A 26084-nucleotide genomic window follows, 5' to 3' on the forward strand; every position below is an offset into this window, starting at 1 on the left:
CCAGGGCGGCGGACGCCACGGGGGCGCCCGCGGTCCCCAGAGCGAGTTCGCGCCGCAGGTACCCGGCGAGATCCGGGCCGGTCGGCTGGTCGAACACGATGGTGGTGGGCAGTCGCAGCCCGGTCGCGGCCGCGAGCCGGTTGCGCAGTTCCAGCGCGGTCAGCGAGTCGAGACCGAGCTGGGTCAGGACGCCGGAGACGTCGAGTTCGTCCGGCGAGTAACCGAGCACGGCCGCCGCCTGGTCGCGGACGACCCGCAGCAGTTCCCGCTCCTGCTCCTCCTCCGTCAGTCCGGCCAGCCGCTGCTCCAACCGCTCCTCGCTCGGGCCGGCCGCCCTGGTGGCCCGGGGGCGGACGAGGCCGCGCAGCAGCGCGGGCACGTCCTCGGGGGCGCCGCGCAGGGCGCCGACGTCGAGGCGCATCGGCACCACGACCGGGTCGGCCGCCGCGCACCCGAGGTCGAACAGCGCGAGGCCCTGCTCCTCGGTCAGGCCGGTGACACCGGAGCGGGACATCCGCGCCACGTCGGTCCCCGCCAGTCCGTCGGTCATCGCGCCGGTCGTCTCCCACAGGCCCCACGCCAGCGACGTGGCGGGCAGGCCGGCGGCGCGCCGGTGCTGGGCGAGCGCGTCGAGGAACGTGTTGGCCGAGGCGTAGTTGGCCTGGCCGGCATTGCCGAACGTGCCCGCCGCCGACGAGAACAGCACGAACGCCGACAGGTCCAGCTCGCGGGTCAGCTCGTGCAGGTGCCAGGCCGCGTCGACCTTCGGCCGGAACACCCGGTCGATCCGCTCGGGTGTCATCGAGCCGATCACACCGTCGTCCAGCACTCCGGCCGAGTGCACCACGCCGGTCAGCGGGTGGTCCGGGTCCACGGCGGCCAGCAGGTCCGCCAGCGCACCGGGGTCGGTGACGTCGCAGGCGGCGAGTGTGACGTGCGCGCCGAGGCCGGCCAGTTCGGCACGGAGCTCGTCGGCGCCGGGCGCGGCGGCGCCGCGGCGGCTGGCCAGCACCAGGTGCCGGACGCCGTGTCCGGTCACCAGGTGCCGGGTGACGAGGCCGCCGATCGTGCCGGTGGCGCCGGTCACCAGGACGGTGCCGTCCGGTGCGAACTCGACCGGGGACTCCTCCTCGGACGGCCGGGACGGTGCGAGGCGCGGCACCAGCAGGTCACCGGCGCGCACCGCCGCCTGCGGCTCGGCACCGGCGAGGATGTCGGGCAGCACCTCCCAGGACGCGTCGTGCACGTCCACGTCGACCAGCGTGAACCGCTCGGGGTTCTCGGACTGCGCCGACCGGATCAGGCCCCACACCGCCGCGTTGGCGAGGTCGGGCACGTCCTCGTCCGGCCCGGTCGCGACGGCGCCTCGGGTCACGAAGACGAGGCGGGAGTCGAGGAACCGGTCGTCCGCCAGCCATTCCTGGGCCAGCCGCAGCGCGCGGAGGGCGGCGGTGCGGGCGCCGGAGACCGGCTCCGAGCCGTCCTCCGCGCACGGGATGACCACCAGCTCCGGTACGCCGGCCTCGGCGAGGGCCGCGAGGTCGCGGTGTTCCTCGACGGCGATGCCGGACAGGGCGAGACCCGCGCCGACCTTCAGGTCGTCCGGGCCAATAACAGCGCAACCGCGATTCGGAGCGGGAGTGGCCGCACGGGTCTGTGCGGCCACCCACTCCAACCGGAACAGTGAATCGCGGTGGCGCGCACCCCATTGGTCTGCGGCGATCGGCCGCAGCACAAGGGATGCGACCGTCGCCAGGGGGTGCCCCTGTACGTCGGTCAGCTCCAGGGTCACGGCGTCGGATCCGGCCGGCGTGAGCCGGACCCGCGCCGCGGTGGCACCGGTCGCGTGCCACCGGACGCCGTTCCAGGAGAACGGCAGCCGGGGGCGACCGGCGTCTTCGACGAGGCCGCCGAGCGTGCAGGCGTGCAGCGCGGCGTCGAGCAGCGCCGGGTGGGTGCCGAACGACGCGGCGTCCCGGTGCTGGGCCTCGTCAAGCTCGATCTCGGCGTACACGGCGCCCTCGCCGCGCCATGCCGCCCGGAGGCCCTGGAAGGCGGGCCCGTATCCGAATCCGGCCTCCGCCAGCCCGTCGTAGAGTCCGTCGACGTCGACGGGCTCGGCTCCGGCGGGCGGCCATTCCGTGATCGCGGCCGGGTGGGCGGGGTCTCCGGTGGTGAGGAAGCCGGTGGCGTGCCGGGTCCAGTCGGTGTCGGCGACCGGGTCGTCCGGACGGGAGTCGACGCTCAGCGTACGGCGGCCGGAGCCGTCGTCGCCGCCGACCGACACCCGCAGTCGCACCCCGCCTCGTTCGGGCAGCACCAGCGGGGCGGCCAGCGTCAGCTCTTCCACCTCGTCCAGGCCGAGCCTGCCGCCCGCGGCGAGCGCGAGTTCCGCGAAGGCCGTGCCGGGCAGGAGGGTCACCTGCGCGACGGCGTGGTCGGCGAGCCACGGGTGCGTGTCCGTGCCCAGCCTGCCGGTGCACACGAGCCCCTGCCCGTCGGCGAGGTCCACGGCGGCGCCGAGCAGCGGGTGGTCCGCGCCCGCCAGGCCGAGACCACCGGCCGCTTCGTCGATGTGCAGGTCACGCGGCGCGTCCAGCCAGTAGCGCTTGCGCTGGAACGCGTACGTGGGGAGGTCGACCGGGCGCCCGCCGGGGAGCAGCTTCGTCCAGTCCACCCGCACGCCCCGCGTGCCCAGCTCGGCGACGGCGGAGACCAGCGCGGACTCCTCCGGGCGATCGCCGCGCAGGGCCGGTACGAAGGCCGCGTCGGGCGCGGACTCCTGGCCGAGCGCGGACAGCGTTCCGCCCGGTCCGATCTCGACGAACGTCGCCACGCCCTCGTCCACAAGGGTGGAGACGGCGTCGGCGAACCGCACCGACTCCCGTACGTGCCGCACCCAGTACGCCGGAGAGGCAAGCTCCTCGGCGGTGGCCCGCGCGCCGGTCAGCGTCGACACGAGGGGAATCGCGGGTGCCTCGTAGGACACGCTTTCGAGCACCGCGCGGAACTCGTCGAGCATGGGCTCCATCAGCGGCGAGTGGAACGCGTGGCTGACGCGGAGCCCGGTCGCCTTCCGGCCGCCCTCGCGCCACAGCTCCGCCAGTACGTCCACATCGGCGGCGACACCGGAGATGACCACCGAGGTCGGGCCGTTGACCGCGGCGATACCGACGGTGTCCGGCAGGTCCGCGGCGACCTCGGCCTCGGTCGCCCGGATCGCGGCCATCGCACCGCCCTTGGGCAGCGCCTGCATCAGCCCGGCGCGCGCCGAGACCACCTTGGCGGCGTCGGCCAGTGACCACACGCCCGCCACATGGGCCGCGGCCAGCTCGCCGATCGAGTGCCCGGCCAGGACATCCGGCCTCACACCCCACGACTCCAGCAGGCGGAACAGCGCGACCTCGACCGCGAACAGCGCCGGCTGCGTCACGCCCGTCTCGTTCAGCGCGTCGGCGTCCTCACCGAACAACACCTCACGGACCGCCGGGTCGAACTCACCCAGCACCGCGTCCAACGCCTCGGCGAACACCGGGAAACGGGCGGCCAGTTCACGGCCCATGCCGAGCCGCTGCGAGCCCTGGCCCGAGAACAGGAAACCCACACCGCCGATGGCGACGGAGCCCGCGACCAGGCCGTGGAAGGGCCGCCCCTCGGCCAGAGCGGTGAGCCCGTCCAGCAGTACCGCGCGGTCGTCGCCGAGGACAACGGCCCTGTGGTCGAAGGCCTGCCGGGTCGTCGCCAGCGCGTAGCCGACGTCCACCGCACCGGTCCCCGGCTGATCCGCGACATGCTCCCGCAGCCGGATCGCCTGGTCCCGCAACGCCTCCGCACTCCGCGCGGAGAGCACCCACGGCACGACGCCGTCGGCCGGCGAGGACACCACGGCGGGAGCGGACTCTTCTGCTTCCGGGGCCTGCTCGATGATGGTGTGCGCGTTCGTCCCGCCCACACCGAACGACGACACACCGGCCCGGCGCGGCCGGCCGGCCGCCGTCCAGGGCCGGGGCTCCGTCAGTACGTCGACCGCGCCCGCGGACCAGTCCACGTGCGGGGAGCGTTCGGAGACGTGCAGCGTCCTCGGCAGCACGCCGTGCCGCATCGCCATCACCATCTTGATGACGCCCGCGACACCGGCCGCGGCCTGGGTGTGGCCGACGTTCGACTTCAGCGATCCGAGCCACAGCGGCTCTCCGTCGCGGTCCTGGCCGTAGGTGGCCAGCAGCGCCTGCGCCTCGATCGGGTCACCCAGCGTCGTACCCGTGCCGTGCGCCTCGACCGCGTCCACCTCGGACGGCGCGAGACCCGCGCTGGCGAGCGCCTGCCGGATCACCCGCTGCTGCGACGGACCGTTCGGAGCCGTGAGCCCGTTGGACGCACCGTCCTGGTTGACCGCCGAGCCCCGCACGACCGCCAGCACCCGGTGCCCGTTCCGCTGCGCGTCGGACAGCCGCTCCAGCGCCAGCATGCCGACGCCCTCACCCCAGCCGGTGCCGTCCGCGTCGGCGGAGAACGCCTTGCAGCGGCCGTCCGGGGCCAGGCCGCGCTGCCTGCTGAACTCCACGAAGGCCGCCGGGCTGGACATCACCGTCACACCGCCCGCCAGCGCCAGCGAGCACTCACCGGAGCGCAGCGCCTGCGCCGCCAGGTGCAGTGCGACGAGCGACGACGAGCACGCCGTGTCCACGGTCATCGCGGGGCCTTCGAGACCGAGCACGTAGGACACGCGGCCGGAGGCGATGCTGCCCGAGCTGCCGAACCCGAGCTGGCCCTCGAAACCCTCCGGAGCGCGCCGGAGGCGGGAGGCGTAGTCGTTGTACATCACGCCCGCGAACACGCCGGTCGCGCTGCCCCGCAGCGTTTTCGGCTCGATCCCGGCCCGTTCCAGCGCCTCCCACGAGGTCTCCAGCAGCAGTCGCTGCTGCGGGTCGACCGCCAGCGCCTCGCGCGGCGACATGCCGAAGAACGCGGGGTCGAACTCGGCGGCGTCGTGCAGGAAGCCGCCCCACCGGACGGTGCTGGTGCCGGAGTGCCCGGGGTCCGGGTTGTAGAGCGCGTCCACGTTCCAGCCCCGGTTGTCCGGGAAGTCGGACACCGCGTCACGGCCCTCGGCGACCAGCCGCCACAGGTCCTCCGGCGACTCGACACCACCGGGGAAACGGCAGCTCATGCCGACGATCGCGATCGGTTCGTCCTCGGCGACGGCCGTGCGGATGGTCGCTGTCCGTGCCTCGTCGCCGAGCAGCGTGGAGCGCAGGTGGCCCGCGAGCACCACGGGCGTCGGGTAGTCGAAGATCAGCGTGGCGGGCAGGCGCAGGCCGCTCGCCGCGTCGAGCCGGTTGCGCAGCTCGACCGCCGTGAGCGAGTCGAACCCGAGCTCGCCGAACGCCCGCTCCGGTTCCACCTCGGCGGCGGACGCGTGGCCGAGCACGGCGGCGACGCAGGTGCGGACGAGATCGAGCAGCAGCGGCAGCCGCTCGTCCTCGGGCAGCGCCGATATCCGTGCCGCGAGGCTCCCTTCGGCCTTGGCGGCCGCGGGGCGCGCCGTGCGCACCAGCGCGCGCAGCAGCGCGGGGACGGTCTCGGGGCGCGCCCGCAGCGGCGCCAGGTCCAGCCGCATGGGCACGGTGACGGCCGTCGGCAGCGCGATGGAGGCGTCGAGCAGCCGCAGCCCCTCCTCGGCGGAGAGGGCGGCGACCCCGGCGCGCGAGAGGCGGCCGCGGTCGGTGTCGGCCAGTTCGTCGGTCATACCGCTCGCGTCCGCCCACAGGCCCCACGCCAGCGACGTGGCGGGCAGCCCGGCGGCGCGCCGGTGCTGGGCGAGCGCGTCGAGGAACGCGTTGGCCGCCGAGTAGTTGGCCTGGCCGGGATTGCCGAACGTGCCCGCCGCCGACGAGAACAGCACGAACGCCGACAGGTCCAGTCCACGGGTCAGCTCGTGCAGGTTCCATGCCGCGTCGACCTTGGGCCGGAACACGGTGTCGATCCGTTCCGGTGTCATCGACTCGATCACACCGTCGTCCAGGACACCCGCCGCGTGCACGACCGCTGTCACGGGGTGTTCGGCGAGCAGCGCCGCCACCGCGTCACGGTCCGCCACGTCACAGGCGACGACGGCGACCTCGGCGCCCAGCTCCGTCAACTCGTCGTGCAGCGCGCCCACCTGGCCACGCCGGCTCGCCAGCACCAGCCGCCGCACCCCGTGCTGTACGACCAGATGCCGCGCCACCAGCCCACCGAGCATCCCGCTCGCACCGGTCACCAGCACCGGCCCCTCGCCGAAGCCCGAGCCCGGACCCGAGCCCTCCGATTCCGCCGGACGGGCCCGCACGAGCCTCGGCGCGAACGGTTCACCGGCACGCACGGCCAGTTGCGGCTCGTCGGTCGCGACGGCGCTCAGCAGCGCCTGGACCGAGTCCGCCGGCTCGTCGACGTCGATGAGGACGAACCGGCCGGGGTGCTCGGCCTGCGCCGCGCGGACGAGGCCCCACACCGGCGAGTTGGCCAGGTCGGAGATGTCCTCGTCGGGGTCCGCCGCCACCGCGCCGCTGGTGACGAACACCAGCCGCGCCGAGCCGAACCGGTCGTCGGAGAGCCAGGTCCGCACCAGCGCCAGGGCGCGGTGCGTCGCCTCCGCGGGGCCCTCGGCCGAGGGCGCGGGGGCGAACACGAGGTCCGGCACCTCGTCCTCGCCCAGCGCGGCCAGGTCCGCGTACACGCGGGCCGGCTCGGAGGTCTCCGTCCCACCGAGCCCGTTCCCCAGGAACGCCCAGCGGGCCGGGGCCGGGGCGGCGGGCCGCACGGGCGTCCAGTCGACCCGGAACAGCGAGTTCAGCCAGTCACCGCCCAGCCCGTCCGCCGCCAGTGGCCGCAGCGACAGTGCCTCGACCGAGGCGACGGGGGCGCCCGTGTCGTCGGTCAGGGTGATCGCGACGCCCGAGGCGCCGGCCGGGGACAGCCGTCCCCGCAGCGCGGACGCGCCGGTGCTGTGCAGCCGCACCCCGCGCCAGGAGTACGGCAGGTGGAGCTTCTCCGCGTCGGCGACGAAGCCGCCGAGCCCGATGGCGTGCAGCGCGGAGTCGAGCAGCGCGGGGTGCAGTCCGAAGGAGCCAGCGGTGTCCGGTTCGGGCAGGTCCACCTCGACGAACACGTCGTCGCCCCGCCGCCACGCCGCTCGCAGGCCGCGGAACGCGGGCCCGTAGCCGAGTCCCGACGCGGCGAGGTCGTCGTAACGGCCCTCGATGCCGATCCGTTCGGCCCCCGCGGGCGGCCAGGCGTCCCCGCCGGCGGCCGGGACCTCCTCGCCCGCCGCGAGCGTGCCGAAGGCGTGCCGTGTCCACGGCTGGTCGTCGGGCGCGTCGTCGGCCCGCGAGTAGGCGCTCAGCGCGCGGCGCCCCGACTCGTCCGGCGCCCCGACGGACACCTGGAGCCATACCGCGCCGTCCGCCGGGAGGACCAGCGGCGCCGCCAGTGTCAGCTCCTCGACGTGGTCGAGTCCGACCTGGTCGCCGGCCCTGATCGCCAGTTCCACGAACGCGGCACCCGGTACGAGGACCACACCGCCGACGGTGTGGTCGGCCAGCCACGGGTGGGTGGCCAGGGAGAGCCTGCCGGTGAGCAGGGCGCCCTCCTCGTCGGCCAGGGTGACCGCGGCGCCCAGCAGCGGGTGGTCGGCGGACCGCAGGCCCGCCGAGGTCATGTCTCCCACGTACGCGCCCGCGTCCAGCCAGTACGTGGTGCGCTGGAAGGGGTACGTGGGCAGGTCGGTGCGCCGGGCGCCGCGTCCCGCGAACACCGCCTGCCAGTCGAGGGCGACGCCCCGCACGTGCAGCGCCGCTACCGCCGAGGTGAGCGTGGAGCCCTCGGGCCGGTTCGCGCGTGACCCGGCCACCAGCAGCGCGCCCTCGTCGGCGCAGTCGCGGCCCATCGCGGTCAGTACCGCGTCGGGGCCCAGCTCCAGGAAGTTCGCGACGCCCTGCTCGCGCAGGCACCGTACGCCGTCGAGGAACCGTACCGCCTCGCGGACGTGGCGTACCCAGTGCTCCGGGTCGCGTGCCTGCGCCGGGCTCAGGACGGCACCGGTCAGGGTGGACACGATCGGGATCGCCGGCGTGCCGTAGGTGATGGTCCTGGCGACGGCGCGGAAGTCGTCCAGTACGGCGTCCACGTGCGGCGAGTGGAACGCGTGGCTGACCCGCAGGTACCGGGTCTTCCCGCCGCGCTCCCGCCACGCGCCGTCGATCGCGGCCACCGCGTCGGCGTCGCCCGCGACCACCGTGGACTCGGGGCCGTTGACCGCCGCGATGTCCACCGTGCCGCCGTGTTCGGCGACCAGGCGGCGGACGGTCTCCTCGTCCGCGCGCAGCGACAGCATCGCACCGCCCTCGGGCAGGGCTCCCATCAGCCTGCCGCGGGTGGCGACCAGGACGCACGCGTCGGCGAGGGAGAACACGCCCGACACGTGCGCCGCCGCGAGTTCCCCGATGGAGTGGCCCGCGAGGAACTGGGGGGCGAGCCCCCATGCCGTGACGAGGCGGAACAGCGCCACCTCGATCGCGAACAGCGCGGGCTGCGTGTAGGTGGTCCGGTCGAGCAGGGCGGCGGCCTCGGTGCCGGGCTCGGCGAAGAGCACGTCACGCAACGGCCGGTCCAGGTGCGGGTCCAGGCCGGCGCAGACCTCGTCCAGCGCCTGCGCGAACAGGGGGAACTCCCCGTACAGTTCGCGGCCCATGCCCACCCGCTGGCTGCCCTGTCCGCTGAACAGGAACGCGAGCTTGCCGCGCGAGCCCACCGTGCCGCGCACCAGGTTCGGCGCCTCATCACCGGCGGCCAGGGCGGCGAGCCCGCGCAGCAGCTCCGCGCGGTCCGCGCCGACGACGGCGGCCCTGTGCTCCAGCGCGGTCCTGGTCACGGCGAGCGAGTAGCCGGTGTCCACCGGCGGCACGTCCCGGCCGTCGAGGTGGGAGAGGAGGGACGCGGCGCGGTCGCGCAGCGCGGCGGGGTCGTTGCCGGACAGCACCCACGGCACCGCGTCGGCCAGGACGGGGTCGACGGGCTCGCGCAGCTCGTCGTCGGCGTCCTCCGCCGGGGCCTGTTCGAGGACGACATGGGCGTTGGTGCCGCTGATGCCGAACGACGACACCGCCGTCCTGTGCGGCTGGCCGGTCTCCGGCCACGGCCGCGCCTCGGTCAGCAGCTCCACGGCGCCCGCCGACCAGTCGACGTGCCGGGAGCGCTCGCCGACGTGCAGGGTCGGCGGCAGCGTGCTGTGCCGCATCGCCATGACCATCTTGATGACGCCCGCGACACCGGCCGCGGCCTGCGTGTGGCCGATGTTGGACTTCACCGAGCCCAGCCACAGCGGCTCGCCGGCACGGTCCTTGCCGTACGTGGCCAGCAGCGCCTGCGCCTCGATCGGGTCGCCGAGCGTGGTGCCGGTGCCGTGCGCCTCGACCGCGTCGACCTGGGCCACGGTCAGTCCCGCGCTGTCCAGCGCCTGCCGGATCACGCGCTGCTGCGACGGACCGTTGGGCGCGGTGAGGCCGTTGGACGCGCCGTCCTGGTTGACCGCGGAACCGCGCACGACCGCCAGTACGGGGTGGCCGTTGCGCCGGGCGTCGGACAGCCGCTCCAGCAGCAGCATTCCGGCGCCCTCGCCCCAGCCGGTGCCGTCGGCGCTGTCGGAGAACGACTTGCACCGTCCGTCCGCGGCGAGGCCGCGCTGCTTGCTGAAGCCGATGAACGTGTTCGGGGTCGGCATGACGGTGACACCGCCCGCGAGGGCGAGCCCGCATTCGCCCGACCGCAGTGCCTGGGCCGCCAGGTGCAGGGTGACCAGGGAGGACGAGCAGGCGGTGTCCACCGTGACGGCGGGCCCCTCCAGCGCGAACGTGTACGACACGCGGCCGGAGGCGACGCTGCCGAAGCTGCCGGTGCCGAGGAAGCCGTCCAGCTCCTCAGGCACCGACCGCAGCCGTGACGCGTAGTCGTGGTACATCACTCCGGCGAACACGCCGGTCCTGCTGCCGCGCAGCGACGACGCGTCGATCCCGGCCCGCTCGAACGCCTCCCACGACGTCTCCAGCAGCAGCCGCTGCTGCGGGTCCATCGCCAGTGCCTCACGCGGCGAGATCCCGAACACCCCGGGGTCGAAGTCGGCCGCGTCGTGCAGGAACCCGCCCTCCGTGAGGAACGCGCGGTCGGGGTCCTCGGGGTCGGACAACTCGACGTCGCCCCAGCCCCGGTCGGTGGGGAACGCCGTCACGCCGTCGCGGCCGTTCGCGACCAGCTCCCACAGGTCCTCGGGGGTGCGCACGCCGCCGGGGTAGCGGCAGCTCATGCCGATGATCGCGATCGGCTCCTGCTCGCCCTCCTCGACCTCGCGCAACCGCCGACGCGTGTCGCGCAGGTCAGCGGTGACCCGCTTAAGGAAATAACGGAGCTTGTCCTCGTTGTCCATGCCGTCTCTACTCCAGGGAACGTCGAGCAAGTGGGGGTGGCCGGGCGGGTCAGGAAATGCCGAATTCTTTTCCGAGCAGGTCGAACACCTCGTCGTCCGTCGCGTCGTCGAGGTCGTCGGCCGCCTGTTCGGTGGTGTCGGCACGACCGTCGCGCCACACCGCCAGCAACGCCGACAGTCGGGCGCCGACGCGGTCGTCCTCGTCGTCGCCGGGCTTGATCGAGGCGAGGCTCGCCTCGATACGGCTCAGCTCGGCGAGCAGCGGAGCCACTCCGACGGGTTCGTCGACGACGAGCGTGTCCACGAGGTGGCCGACCAGGTCGAGCGGGTTCGGATGGTCGAATATCAGAGTGGCGGGCAGACGCAGCCCGGTGGCGGCGTTGAGCCGGTTGCGCAGGTCGACGGCGGTCAGCGAGTCGAAGCCCAGCTCGGTGAACGCGCGCCGCTCGTCGACCGCCTCGGGACCGGGGAGCGCCAGTACGGCCGCGACGTGCGCGCACACCAGGTCCACCAGGGCGGAGGTCCGCTCGCTCTTCGGCAGCGCCGCGAGCCGGTCCCGCAGCGCGGCGGCGGGGTCGGCCCCGGTCTCCGCCGCCCTGCGGGTCGTCGTCCGCACCAGACCGCTGAACAGTGTTGGCACCACCGGGAGTTCCCGTAGGGCCCGCAGGTCGAGCCGCATCGGCACGACGACCGGGTCCGCCCCGCCGACCCCGGCGTCGAACAGCTCCAGGCCTTCCTCCGCGGACAGGCCCGCGGTCCCGGTCTCGGCCAGCCGGGCGCCCATGCCGTCCTCCCCGGCCCACAGGCCCCACGCCAGCGACGTGGCGGGCAGCCCGCCGGCGCGCCGGTGCTGGGCGAGCGCGTCGAGGAACGCGTTGGCCGAGGCGTAGTTGGCCTGGCCGGGCGTGCCCAGCGTGCCCGCCGCCGACGAGAACAGCACGAACGCCGACAGGTCCAGATCACGGGTCAGCTCGTGCAGGTTCCACGCCGCGTCGACCTTGGGCCGGAACACGGTGTCGATCCGTTCCGGCGTCATCGACCCGATCACACCGTCGTCCAGGACTCCCGCCACATGTACGAGCGCCGTCACGGGGTGCTCGGCGAGCAGCGCCGCCACCGCGTCCCGGTCCGCCACGTCACAGGCGACGGCGGTGACCTCGGCGCCGAGATCCGTCAACTCGTCGTGCAGTGCGCCCACCTGGCCACGCCGGCTCGCCAGCACCAGCCGCCGCACCCCGTGCTGTACGACCAGATGCCGCGCCACCAGCCCACCGAGCATCCCGCTCGCACCGGTCACCAGCACCGGCCCCTCGTCGAAGCCCGAGCCCGAACCCGAACCCTCCGATTCCGCCGGACGGGCCCGCACGAGCCTCGGCGCGAACGGTTCACCGGCACGCACGGCCAGCTCGGGTTCCGAGCTGGTGATGGCCGACTTCCAGCTGTCCTCGTCGTCGACGTCCACCAGGACGAAGCGATCCGGGTTCTCCGTCTGCGCCGTCCGCACCAGACCCCACACCGCGGCCGACGCCAGATCCGGTACGTCGTCCCCGGCACCGACCGCCACCGCACCACGCGTCACCAGCACCAGCCGTGACGCCGCGCACCGGTCGTCGGCCAGCCAGCCCCGCACCAGCTCCAGAGCCGTCAGCACCTCCCGGCGCACCACACCCGCGTCCATGTCGCGGGACTCGGCGCACCGCACCACCACGTTCTCCGGCAGCGACTCCCCGGCGTCCAGGGCCGAACGCACCGCCGCCCAGTCCGCGAACTCCGCCACCGAACCGGCGCTCCCGGCCGACGCCGTGGCAGGCACCCAGTCCAGCCGGAACAGCGATTCGTGCCTGCGCGCCGACCCCAGCGAACCCGCCGTTACCGCGCGCAGTACGAGCGAGTCGATCGTGGCCACCGGAGCGCCGGAGCCGTCCGCGACCGCCAACGACACCCCGTCCGACCCCGTACGCGCCAGCCGCACCCGCAGGACGGTCGCACCCGAGGCGTGCAATCGCACACCCGACCACGAGAACGGCAACCCACCAGGAGCATCCGCCTCACCCATCAGCCCGATGGCATGCAGCGACGCGTCCAGCAGCGCCGGATGCAGACCGAAGCCGTCCACCGTCACGTCCTCCGGCAGCGCGACCTCGGCGAACACCTCACCGCCCTTGCGCCACGCCGACCGCAGACCCTGGAACACCGGCCCGTAACCGAAACCGCCATCGGCCATACGGTCGTACAGCCCGTCCAGGTCCAGGGCCTCCGCCCCGGCGGGCGGCCAGACACCGCCATCGGCCGGCGGCGCCTCGGCGCCCTCCGCCAGCACGCCACTCGCGTGCCGGACCCAGAGCTCACCGGCTTCGTCCCGCGCGTGCACCGTGACAGGACGCCGGTCCGACTCGTCCGGCACACCCACGCGCACCTGCACGAGCACCGAGCCGTTCTCGGCCAGGACGAGCGGCGCCTCCAGCGTCAGCTCCTCCACCAGGTCGCACCCGGCCTGGTCACCCGCACGCACCGCCAACTCGAGGAAGGCCGTTCCGGGCAGCAGCACCGAGCCCTGGACCGCGTGATCGGCCAGCCACGGGTGGGTGGCCAGGGAGAGCCTGCCCGTGAGGAGGACGGTGTCCTCGTCGGCCAGGGTGACCGCCGCGCCCAGCAGCGGGTGATCGGCGGAACCGAGCCCGAGCCCGGTCGCGTCGGTCGCGGGCCGCAGGCTCGTGTCGGGCCAGAACCGCTGGTACTGGAAGGCGTACGTCGGCAGGTCGACGCCGCGGCCGGTACCCCGGAAGTAGGCGTCCCAGTCGACGCGCACGCCGCGCACATGCAGCTCGGCGAGCGCGGTCATCAGGGCGCCGTCCTCCGCCCGGTCGCCGCGCAGCACCGGTACGAAAGCCGCGTCCGGCAGGGACTCCTGTCCCAGTGCCGACAGCACACCGCCGGGTCCGATCTCGACGAGGACGTCCGCGTCCATGCCGGACACGGCGTCGGCGAACCGTACGGACTCCCGTACGTGCCGCACCCAGTACTCCGGCGAACCCCATTCCTCCGCGGAGGCCGGCCCGCCCGTCAGTGTGGACACGGCCGGTATCGCGGGCGCCCCGTACGACACGCCCTCCAGCACCGCGCGGAACTCGTCCAGCATCGGGTCCATCAGCGGCGAGTGGAACGCGTGGCTCACCCGCAGCCGCGTCACCTTCCGGCCCGCCTCACGCCACCGCTCGGCGACCGCCTCCACATCCTCGGCGACACCGGAGAGGACGACCGACGCCGGGCTGTTGACCGCGGCGATCCCCACGGTCTCCGACACGTCGGGCGCGACCTCGGCCTCGGCCGCCTGAATGGCCACCATCGCGCCACCCGACGGCAGGGCCTGCATCAGCGCACCGCGCGCCGCGACCACCTTGGCGGCGTCGGCGAGCGACCACACGCCCGCCACATGGGCCGCGGCCAGTTCACCGATCGAGTGCCCGGCCAGCACGTCCGGCCGGACGCCCCACGACTCCAGCAGGCGGAACAGCGCGACCTCGACCGCGAACAACGCCGGCTGCGTCACCCCGGTCTCGTTCAGCGCGTCGGCATCCTCACCGAACAACACCTCACGGACCGCCGGGTCGAACTCACCCAGCACCGCGTCCAGGGCTTCCGCGAACACCGGGAAACGCGCGGACAGTTCACGACCCATGCCCAGCCGCTGCGAGCCCTGACCGGAGAACAGGAAACCGACCCGGTGCTCGTCGGCGACACCGCGTACGTCCCCGCCACCCGGCCGTCCCTCGACGGCGTCGGTGAGCCCGGCCACCAGGTCGGCCAGGTCCCGGCCGACGACGGCGAGTCGATGCTCGAATCCGGCACGCGAGGTCGCCAGCGCGCGGGCGACCTCCGCCGGGTCGAGGCCGGGCCGCGCGGTCAGGTGGTCGCGCAGCCGTACCGCCTGGTCGCGCAGGGCGCTCTCGGTGCGGCCGGACACCAGCCACGGACCGAGCGGCGCCTCGTCGGCCCGCGGCGCGTCGTCGTCATCCGACGTGGACTCGATGATGACGTGCGCGTTGGTGCCGCTGAAGCCGAAGGACGACACACCGGCACGCCGGGGCCGGTCCGCCTCGGGCCACGGCCGTGCCTCGGTCAGCAGTTCCACGGCGCCCGCCGACCAGTCGACGTGCGGGGAGCGCTCATCGGCGTGCAGCGTCCGCGGCAGCACACCGTGCCGCAGCGCCATCACCATCTTGATGACGCCGCCCACGCCCGCGGCGGCCTGCGTGTGGCCGATGTTGGACTTCAGCGAGCCCAGCCACAGCGGCTCGCCCTTCCGGTCCCGTCCGTAGGTGGCGAGCAGCGACTGCGCCTCGATCGGGTCGCCCAGGGTCGTACCGGTGCCGTGTGCCTCGACGGCGTCCACATCGGACGGCGCCAGACCCGCGCCGGCCAGCGCCTGCCGGATGACCCGCTGCTGCGACGGCCCGTTGGGGGCGGTCAGCCCGTTGGACGCGCCGTCCTGGTTCACCGCGGAGCCGCGGATCACCGCGAGGACCGGGTGTCCGTTGCGCCGGGCGTCCGAGAGCCGCTCCAGCACCAGCATCCCGACGCCCTCGCCCCAGCCGGTCCCGTTGGCGTCGGCGGAGAACGAGCGGCACCGGCCGTCCGGCGACAGGCCCTGCTGGCGGCTGAAGTCGATGAACGCGGCGGGCGTCGACATCACGGTGACACCACCGGCGAGCGCGAGCGAGCACTCACCCGAGCGCAGTGCCTGCGCCGCCAGGTGCAGCGCGACGAGCGACGACGAGCACGCCGTGTCCACGGTCATCGCGGGGCCTTCGAGGCCGAACGTGTAGGACACACGGCCGGACGCGACACTGCCCGCGTTGCCCGTGCCGAGATAGCCCTCGACGCTCTTCGGCACGCCATACAGCTGGGAGGCGTAGTCGTGGTACATCACACCGGCGAACACGCCGGTGGCGCTGCCCCGCAGCGACCTGGGGTCGATGCCCGCCCGCTCGAACGCCACCCAGGAGGTCTCCAGCAGCAGCCGGTGCTGCGGGTCCATGGCCAGTGCCTCGCGGGGGCTGATCCCGAAGAACGCCGGGTCGAACAGGTCGGCGTCGTGCAGGAAGCCGCCCTCGCGGGTGTAGGAGCTGCCGACCCGTTCGCCCGAGGGGTCGTAGAGCGCGTCCATGTCCCATCCGCGCTCGGTCGGGAACAGCGTGATCCCTTCGGCGCCGTCGGCGACCAGCCGCCACAGGTCCTCCGGCGAGCGGACGCCACCGGGGTAGCGGCAGCTCATGCCGACGATCGCGATCGGCTCGTCGGTCACGGCCACGGCCGTGGAGACCGTCGCCGCGGCGACCGGCGCGCCCGCGAACTCGGCGCCGACGAACGCGGCGAGCGCCGCGGGGGTCGGGTAGTCGAAGACCAGCGTGGCGGGCAGACGCAGCCCGGTCGCCATGGTGAGCCGGTTGCGCAGGTCGACGGCGGTCAGCGAGTCGAAGCCCAGCTCGGTGAACGCCTGGCCGGACGCGACCGCCGCCGGCCCGGCGTGCCCGAGCACCACGGCGGCCTGCGTACGGACGAGTTCCAGCAGCACCCGCTCGCGCTCGTCCTCGGCCAGCGGTGCCAGCCGGTCGCGGAGCGCCCCGGCCGGGTCGGCCCCGTTCCCCGCCGTCTTGCGGCCCGTTGTCCGTACCAGGCCGCTCAGCACCGGGGGCACCAGCGGGAGTTCCCGTACGGTCCGCAGGTCGAGCCGCATCGGCACGACAACCGCATCGGTCCCGGAGACCGCGGCGTCGAACAGCGCGACGCCCTCCTCGGAGGACAGACCGTTCGCGTCGGACTGCGCCACCCGGGCACCCATGCCGTCGGCCCACAGGCCCCATGCCAGCGATGTGGCGGGCAGCCCGGCGGCGCGCCGCCGCTGGGCGAGCGCGTCGAGGAACGCGTTGGCCGCCGAGTAGTTGGCCTGGCCGGGCGCGCCGAGCGTGCCCGCGACCGAGGAGAACAGCACGAACGCCGACAGGTCCAGGCCACGGGTCAGCTCGTGCAGATGCCGGGCGGCGTCGACCTTGGGCCGGAACACCGCGTCGACCTGATCCGGGGTCAGCGAGCCGACCGTGGCGTCGTCCAGCACACCGGCGGTGTGCACGACCGCCGTCACGGGGTGCTCGGCCAGCAGCGCGGCCAGCGCGTCCCGGTCCGCGACGTCACAGGCGGCCACGGCGACCTCGGCTCCCCCCGCGATCAGTTCGTCGCGCAGTTCCTCGGCGCCCTCCGCCGCCATCCCGCGCCTGCTCGCCAGCACCAGCCGCCCGACCCCGTGCCGGGCGACGAGGTGCCGGGCGACCAGACCGCCCAGCGCACCGGAGGCGCCGGTCACCAGGACCGAACTGTCCGGCCCGAACGCCGGGTCGGCGCCCGCCTCCGGGCGCACCCGCGCCAGGCGGGCCACGAACACCCTGCCGTCCCGTACGACGGCCTGGGGTTCCCCGGTCGCGAGCGCCGGCCGCCAGCCGTCCTCGTCGTCGATGTCCAGCAGGACGAAGCGATCGGGGTTCTCCGTCTGCGCCGTCCGCACCAGACCCCACACCGCGGCCGACGCCGGATCCGGTACGTCGTCCCCGGCGCCGACCGCCACGGCGCCGCTGGTGACCAGGGCCAGCCGTGACGCCGCGCACCGGTCGTCGGCCAGCCAGCCCTGGACCAGTTCCAGAGCGGTCAGTACCTGGCCGCGCACCGCGTCCGGGTTCTCGGAGGCGGCGCACCGCACCACCACGTTCTCCGGCAGCGACTCCCTCGCGTCCAGGGCCGAACGCACCGCCGCCCAGTCCGCGAACTCCGCCACCGAACCGGCGCTCCCGGCCGACGCCGTGGCAGGCACCCAGTCCAGCCGGAACAGCGACTCCCAGCCCTGCCGCGTCAGCGCCGTCGAGACGGGGCGCAGTACGAGCGAGTCGATCGTGGCCACCGGAGCACCGGAGCCGTCCGCGACCGCCAACGACACCCCGTCCGACCCCGCACGTGCCAGCCGCACCCGCAGGACGGTCGCACCCGAGGCGTGCAACCGCACACCCGACCACGCGAACGGCAACCCACCAGGAGCATCCGCCTCACCCATCAGCCCGACGGCGTGCAGCGACGCGTCCAGCAAGGCGGGATGCAGACCAAATCCGTCCGCTTCCGCCCCGTCCGGCAGCGCGACCTCGGCGAACACCTCGCCGCCCTTGCGCCACGCCGACCGCAGACCCTGGAACACCGGCCCATAGCCGAAGCCGCCATCGGCCATACCGTCATAGAACCCGGCCAGGTCCACGGCCTCCGCCCCGGCGGGCGGCCAGACACCGCCATCGGCCGACGGCGCCTCGGCACCCTCCGCCAGCACGCCACTCGCGTGCCGGACCCACACCTCACCCTCGTCGTCCCGCGCGTGCACCGTTATGGAGCGCCGGCCGGACTCGTCCGGCACACCGACCCCCACCTGCACCCGCACACCACCACGCTCGGGCAGCACCAGCGGCGCCTCCAGCGTCAGCTCCTCCACCAGGTCGCACCCGACCTGGTCCCCCGCACGGATCGCCAGCTCGACGAACGCCGTACCGGGCAGCAGCACCGAACCCTGGATCATGTGATCGGCCAGCCACGGGTGGGACTCCACCGACAACCGGCCGGTGAAGAGCTGCCCGTCCGAGTCGGCCGTGTCGACGAACGCGCCGAGCAGCGGGTGGTCGGCCGAGCCGAGCCCCGCGGCGTCCAGATCGCCTGCACCCACTCCGGTGTCCAGCCAGTAGCGCTGGTACTGGAACGCGTACGTCGGCAGGTCCACCCGCCGCGCGCCACGACCGGCGAAGAATGCCTCCCAGTCCACCCGCACGCCCCGCGCGCACATCTCTGCCACGGCGGCGATCAGCGCGGGCTCCTCCGGCCGGTCGGCCCGCAGCACGGGTACGAAGGCCGCGTCGGGCGCGGACTCCTGGCCCAGTGCCGACAGCGTCCCGCCGGGACCGATCTCGACGAACGTGGCGATGTCCTCGTCCGCGAGCGTGGAGACGGCGTCGGCGAACCGCACGGACTCGCGTACGTGCCGCACCCAGTACTCCGGTGAGGCCAGCTCCTCGGCGGTGGCCCGCGCGCCGGTCAGCGTCGACACGATCGGGATCGTGGCCGCCTCGTACGACACGCCTTCCAGGACCCGGCGGAAGTCGTCCAGCATCGGGTCCATCAGCGGCGAGTGGAACGCGTGGCTGACCCGGAGACGGGAGACCTTGCGCCCCGCCTCGCGCCACCGCTCGGCGACCGCCTCGGCGTCGGCGGCGACACCGGAGACGACCACCGAGTCCGGACCGTTGACCGCGGCGATGCCCACGGTCTCCGGCAGGTCGGCGGCGACCTCGGCCTCGGTCGCCCGGATCGCGACCATCGCACCGCCCTTGGGCACCGCCTGCATCAGCCCGGCGCGCGCCGAGACCACCTTGGCGGCGTCGGCGAGCGACCACACGCCCGCCACATGGGCCGCGGCCAGCTCGCCGATCGAGTGCCCGGCCAGCACGTCGGGCCGGACGCCCCACGACTCCAGCAGGCGGAACAGCGCGACCTCGACCGCGAACAACGCCGGCTGCGTCACACCCGTCTCGTTCAGCGCGTCGGCATCCTCACCGAACAACACCTCACGGACCGCCGGATCGAACTCACCCAGCACCACGTCCAGCGCTTCCGCGAACACCGGGAAACGCGCGGACAGTTCACGCCCCATGCCCAGCCGCTGCGAGCCCTGCCCCGAGAACAGGAAACCCACACCGCCCACGGCAACGGGTCCCGCGATCAGGCCGGAGGACGGCCGTCCCTCGGCCAGAGCGGTGAGCCCGTCCAGCAGTGTCTCGCGGTCGTCGCCGAGGACGACCGCCCTGTGGCCGAAGGCCGAGCGCGTCGTCGCCAGCGAGTAGCCGACGTCCAGCAGACCGGTCCCCGGCTCGCCCGCGACATGCTCCCGCAGCCGGATCGCCTGATCCCGCAACGCCTCGGCGCTCCGCGCGGACAGCAGCCACGGCACAACGCCGTCAACGGGGGCCGGGAGATGGTCCTCGCCCGGCACGTACTCGATGATGGTGTGCGCGTTCGTGCCGCTCACACCGAACGACGACACACCGGCCCGGCGCAGGCGACCGCTCTCCGGCCACGGCCGGGCCTCCGTCAGCAGCTCGACGGCGTTCGAGGACCAGTCCACCTTCGTCGAGGGCTCGCCGACGTGCAGCGTCCGCGGCAGCACACCGTGCCGCATCGCCATGACCATCTTGATGACGCCCGCGACACCGGCCGCGGCCTGCGTGTGGCCGATGTTCGACTTGATCGAGCCGAGCCACAGCGGCTCGCCCTCGCGGTCCTTGCCGTACGTGGCCAGCAGCGCCTGCGCCTCGATGGGGTCGCCGAGCGTGGTGCCGGTGCCGTGCGCCTCGACCGCGTCCACATCGGACGGGGCCAGGCCCGCGCTCGCCAGAGCCTGGCGGATGACCCGCTGCTGCGAGGGGCCGTTCGGCGCGGTCAGACCGTTCGAGGCACCGTCCTGGTTCACCGCGGAACCACGGATCACCGCCAGGACCGGGTGCCCGTTGCGCCGGGCGTCCGACAGCCGCTCCACCAGCAGCATGCCGGCGCCCTCACCCCAGCCGGTGCCGTCGGCGCTGTCGGAGAACGACTTGCACCGTCCGTCGGCGGCGAGGCCGCGCTGACGGCTGAAGTCGACGAACGTGCCGGGGGTCGCCATCACGGCGACACCGCCGGCCAGCGCCATCGTGCACTCCCCCTGGCGCAGCGCCTGCACCGCCCAGTGCAGGGCGACCAGCGACGAGGAACAGGCGGTGTCGACGGTGACGGCGGGCCCCTCCAGGCCCAGCGCGTAGGCGACACGGCCGGACGCGACGCTGCCGGACCCGCCGGTGCCGAGGTAGCCCTCGACGCCGTCCGGGACGGAACGCAGCCGCGATACGTAGTCGTGGTACATCACGCCCGCGAACACGCCGATCGCGCTGCCCCGTACCGAGTCCGGGTCGATGCCGGCCCGCTCGAAGGCTTCCCAGGAGGTCTCCAGCAGCAGTCGCTGCTGCGGGTCCATGGCCAGCGCCTCGCGCGGCGAGATCCCGAAGAACGCCGGGTCGAACTGGTCGGCGTCGTGCAGGAACCCGCCCTCGCGGGTGTAGGAGGTGCCGGTGTGGTCGGGGTCCGGGTCGTACAGCGCGTCCAGGTCCCAGCCACGGTTGCCGGGGAACTCGCTGATGGCGTCGGCACCGTCCAGCACGAGCCGCCACAGGTCCTCGGGCGAGCTCACCCCGCCGGGGAAGCGGCAGCTCATACCGACGAGCGCGATCGGCTCGTCGGTCACGGTCACGGCCGTACGGGTGGGCGCCGCGACGACGGGCGCCCCCGCGAGCTCGGTGCCGACGAAGGCGGCGAGCGCGGCGGGTGTCGGGTAGTCGAAGACCAGCGTGGCGGGCAGACGCAGCTCGGTCGCCGCGTTGAGGTGGTTGCGCAGTTCGACGGAGCTGAGCGAGTCGAAGCCCAGCTCCCTGAACGCGCGGTCGGGCGCGACGGCATGCGCCGAGCTGTGACCGAGCACCGTGGCGGCGTGCGTGCGGACGAGGTCGAGCAGAGCCTTCTCACGTTCGGCCTCGGTCAGGCCCGCCAGTGACTGCGCGAGCGCGGACCCGGCCGCCGCGGACCCGGATTCGGCGGTCCTGCGTACCGTGCCGCGCACCAGGCCACGCAGGAGGTACGGTACGGGGTGGGAGCGCGCCTGCCGGTGCAGTACGGCCAGGTCCATGGGGATCGGCACCAGTGCGGCGCGCCCCGTGGAGTTCGCCGCGTCGAACAGCGCGAGGCCTTCGGCGGAGCCGAGCGGGATCATGCCGCCGCTGGTGATCCGTCGTACGTCGGCCTCGTCGAGTTGGCCGGTGATACCGCTGGCCGTGGCCCACAGACCCCATGCCAGCGACGTGGCGGCCAGACCGGTGGCCCGGCGGTGCTGTGCCAGCGCGTCCAGGAAGGTGTTCGCCGAGGCGTAGTTGCCCTGGCCGGGGCCGCCGAACACACCGGCGGCGGACGAGAACAGGACGAACGCGGAAAGGTCCAGGTCGCGGGTCAGCTCGTGCAGATGCCAGGCCGCGTCGACCTTCGGACGGAACACACCATCGATCCGCTCCGCCGTCAGCGAGCCGATCGTGGCGTCGTCCAGAACACCGGCGGTGTGCACCACGGCCGAGATCCGATGGCCGGCCAGCAGGCCGGCGACGGCCTCCCGGTCAGCCACGTCACACGCCGCGAACGCCACCTCGGCACCCAGCGCGACCAGTTCAGCGCGCAGCTCCTCCGCGCCCTCGGCCGCGGCACCACGCCTGCTGACCAGCAGCAGGTTCCGTACACCCCGCTCCGCGACCAGATGCCGGGCGACGAGGCCGCCGAGCGTGCCCGTCGCGCCGGTGACCAGCACCGCATCGGAACCGAACCCGGGATCGTCCACCACGGAGCGCCGGACCCTGGCCAGGCGTGGCGCGCTGGCGGCGCCGGACCGTACGGCGAGTTGCGGCTCTCCCGTGGCCAGCACGGACGGGAGCGCGTCGAGCGAGGCCGCCTCGTCGTCGATGTCGACCAGGACGATCCTGTCCGGGTTCTCCGACTGCGCGGACCGCACCAGGCCCCACACCGTGGCGTGCGCGAGGTTCCGCACGTCCTCGTCGGCCGTGGTCGCGATCGCGCCACTGGTCACGATGGCCAGGCGTGACGCGTCGAACCGCTCGTCGGTGAGCCAGTTCTGCACCGTGTTCAGTGCCCAGTGCGCCGCCTCGTGGGCGCCGGCGACCGGGTCGGACGCGGAGGTGATCGGGCACGGCAGAACGACGAAGTCGGGCAGTTCCGCCGACCTCGCCAGCGCCTCCAGATCGCTCCACTCGGTCGTGGGAGCGTCACCGTCGGGCAGGGGAACGGCCGTCCAGTCGACGCCGAACAGCGCGTCGCCCCGGTCGTCGGCGGCGACCTGGTCCGGCGCGGCCGGGCGCAGCACCAGCGAGTCGATCGTGGCCACCGGCGCGCCGGTGCCGTCCGCGACCGCCAACGCCACCCCGTCCGCCCCGGCGGGCGACAACCGCACCCGCAGAACGGTCGCGCCCGAAGCGTGCAGCCGTACACCCGACCACGCGAACGGCAGCCTGCCGGGAGCGTCGGCATCGCCCATCAGCCCAATGGCGTGCAGCGTCGCGTCCAGCAGCGCCGGGTGCAGACCGAATCCGTCCGCACCCACCCCGTCCGGCAGGGCCACCTCGGCGAACATCTCGTCCCCGCCGCGCCACAGCGACCGCAGGCCCTGGAAGACCGGTCCGTAGCCGAAACCGCCCGCGGCCATACGGTCGTAGTAGCCGTCCAGGTCCACGGCCTCGGCGCCCGCCGGCGGCCACTCGACCAGGACGGGCTCCACGGACCGGCCGCCCTGGCGCAGCACACCGGTGGCGTGCCGGGTCCATGTACGGCCGTCCTCCGCGTCACCCGCACTGGAGTGGAAGGTCAGCTCGCGCCGGCCCGACGAGTCCTCGGCACCGACCCACACCTGTACCCGCATCGAGCCGTTCTCGGGCAGGACGAGCGGCGCTTCCAGCGTCAGCTCCTCGACCAGGTCGCAGCCGACCTGGTCACCCGCGCGCACCGCCAGCTCGACGAACGCCGTACCGGGCAGCAGCACCGAACCCATGATCGCGTGATCGGCCAGCCACGGGTGGGTCTGGACCGACAGGCGGCCGGTGAGCAGCACACCGTCCATGCCGCCGAGGGCGACGGCGGCGCCCAGCAGCGGGTGCTCGGCGGGACCGAGCCCGGCCGCGGTGACGTCACCGGTCTGCGGCACGGGGTCGAGCCAGTAGCGCTCGCGCTGGAACGCGTACGTCGGCAGGTCCAGCCACCGGGCGCCACGGCCGTCGAAGAAGGGTGCCCAGTCCACCCGGACACCGCGTACATGCAGCTGGCCCGCGGCCGTGGTGGCGGCCACGGCCTCCGGACGGTCACCACGCAGCACCGGTACGAAGACCGCGTCCGGCGCGGACTCCTGGCCCAGCGCCGACAGCGTCCCACCCGGACCGACCTCGACGAACGTGCCCACACCCTCGTCCACGAGCGTGCCGACAGCATCGGCGAACCGCACCGACTCGCGTACGTGCCGCACCCAGTACTCCGGCGAGGCCAACTCCTCCGCGCTCGCCCGCGCACCGGTCAGCGTCGACACGATCGGGATGGCCGGCTCCTGGAAGGCCACCGACTCCAGCACCCGGCGGAACTCCCCGAGCATCGGCTCCATCAGCGGCGAGTGGAACGCATGGCTGACCCGCAGCCGGGACACCTTCCGCCCCGCCTCACGCCACCGCTCCGCGACCGCCTCCACATCGGCGGCAACACCCGAGACGACCACCGACGTCGGACCGTTCACCGCCGCGATGCCCACGGTCTCCGGCAGATCGGCGGCAACCTCGGCTTCAGAAGCCTGGACCGCCACCATCGCACCACCCGACGGCAGCGCCTGCATCAGCGCACCACGCGCCGACACCGCCTTGACGGCGTCCGCCAGCGACCACACACCGGACACGTGCGCGGCGGCCAGCTCACCGATCGAGTGGCCCGCCAGCATGTCGGGGCGCACACCCCACGACTCCAGCAGCCGGAACAACGCCACCTCAACGGCGAACAGCGCCGGCTGCGTCACACCCGTCTCGTTCAGCGCGTCGGCGTCCTCGCCGAACAGGACCTCGCGCACCCGCGGGTCGAACTCACCCAGCACGGCGTCCAACGCTTCCGCGAACACCGGGAAACGGGCGGACAGTTCACGGCCCATCCCGAGCTTCTGCGACCCCTGACCCGAGAACAGGAAACCCACCTGTCCGGGTTCGTCGGCGACTCCCCTGACCACGGCGCCACTCGGCTGACCGTCGGCCACGGCCGCCAGCGCGGCCAGGAACTCGGACCGGTCGGCGCCGACCACCACCGCACGGTGTTCCAGCAGCGCCCGCGAGGACACCAGTGTGCGGCCCACGTCGGCCAGGGTGAGATCCGGCGCTTCGTCCACGAAGGACGTGAGCCGCGCGGCCTGCTCCCGCAGCGCTTCCGCGCTCCTGGCCGACAGCACCCACGGCATCAGCCCGTCGCGGGCCTGCTCGGTGGCCTGTGCGGGGGCCTGGTCGGAGGCTTCCTCCCGCTCGACCACGGGGGCCTGCTCGAAGATGACGTGCGCGTTCGTGCCACTGACACCGAACGACGACACACCGGCCCGCCACGGCTGGCCCGTCTCCGGCCACGGCCGTGCCTCCGTCAGCAGTTCCACGGCACCGGCGGACCAGTCCACGTGCGACGACGGCTCGTCCACGTGCAGCGTCTGGGGCAGCACACCGTGCCGCATCGCCATGACCATCTTGATCACACCGGCGACACCGGCCGCGGCCTGCGTGTGACCGATGTTCGACTTCACCGATCCCAGCCACAACGGCCGGTCGGCGGGCCTGCCCTGACCGTACGTCGCCAGCAGCGCCTGCGCCTCGATCGGGTCACCCAGCTTCGTGCCGGTGCCGTGCGCCTCGACCGCGTCGACCTGCGCCGCGGAGAGCCGGGCGCTCGCCAGCGCCTGCCGGATCACCCGCCGCTGGGACGGCCCGTTGGGTGCCGTCAGCCCGTTCGACGCGCCGTCCTGGTTCACCGCCGAGCCGCGGATCACCGCCAGTACGGGGTGCCCGTTGCGCTGCGCGTCCGAGAGCCGCTCCAGCACCAGCATCCCGACGCCCTCGCCCCAACCGGTGCCGTCGGCGCCGTCGGCGAACGCCTTGCACCGGCCGTTCGGGGCCAGGCCCCGCTGGCGGCTGAAGTCGATGAACACGCCCGGCGTCGACATCACGGTGACGCCGCCCGCGATCGCGATCGGGGAGTCCTCGTGCCGCAGTGCGTGCACCGCGAGGTGCATGGCGACGAGGGACGACGAGCAGGCGGTGTCGACGGTCAGCGCGGGGCCTTCGAAACCGAACGTGTAGGAGATGCGCCCCGAGATGATGCTCGCCGCGTTGCCGGTGCCGATGTAGCCCTCATAGCCGTCCGGCACGCCGGTGAACACGCGTGCCGCGTAGTCCTGGCCGTTGGTGCCGACGAACACGCCCGTCCTGCTGCCGCGCAGCGTGTGCGGGTCGATGCCCGCCCGCTCGAACGCCTCCCACGACGTCTCCAGGAGTAACCGCTGCTGCGGGTCCATCGCCGCGGCCTCACGCGGCGAGATCCCGAAGAAGGCGGGGTCGAAGTCCGGGACGTCATAGATGAAGGCGCCCTCACGGGCGTAGCAGGTCCCCTGCCGGTCGGGGTCGTCGTCGAAGAGTGCCTCCAGGTCCCACCCCCGGTCGGTGGGGAACTCGGAGACGGTGTCCTTGCCGTCCAGCACGAGCCGCCACAGGTCCTCCGGCGACCGTACGCCACCGGGGAACCGGCAGCTCATGCCGACGATGGCGATCGGCTCGACGTCCCGCTCCTCGTATTCGCGCAGCTTGCCGCGCGCCTCCTGCAGGTCCACGGTGGCCCGCCGGAGGTAGTCGAGGTACTTCTCCTCGTTCGACATGTGTTCCGACCCTTCAGGCGAGTTCATTGG

The 26084-nt window shown here is 73.8% G+C and carries 1 protein-coding gene and 1 pseudogene; both read right to left on the reverse strand.

Translation table 11 applies throughout. The annotated features are described in order from the left end of the window. Positions 1-22 precede the first annotated feature (22 nt). A pseudogene (locus ACIOGX_RS01470) lies at positions 23-10489 on the reverse strand (type I polyketide synthase); the annotation flags it as partial. A 19-nt stretch (positions 10490-10508) separates the two neighbouring features. Then, on the reverse strand, positions 10509-26081 hold the full coding sequence (locus ACIOGX_RS01475; RefSeq protein ID WP_401909248.1) for an SDR family NAD(P)-dependent oxidoreductase: 15573 nt from the start codon (positions 26079-26081) through the stop codon (positions 10509-10511). Positions 26082-26084: the final 3 nt, after the last annotated feature.

The sequence above is a fragment of the Streptomyces sp. NPDC088147 genome (assembly GCF_044741565.1).
Lineage (GTDB): Bacteria > Actinomycetota > Actinomycetes > Streptomycetales > Streptomycetaceae > Streptomyces.

Excerpts from the sequence above, each read along its gene's own strand:
- ACIOGX_RS01475 (WP_401909248.1), bottom strand. The coding sequence starts at position 26,081 with ATGAACTCGCCTGAAGGGTCGGAACACATGTCGAACGAGGAGAAGTAC.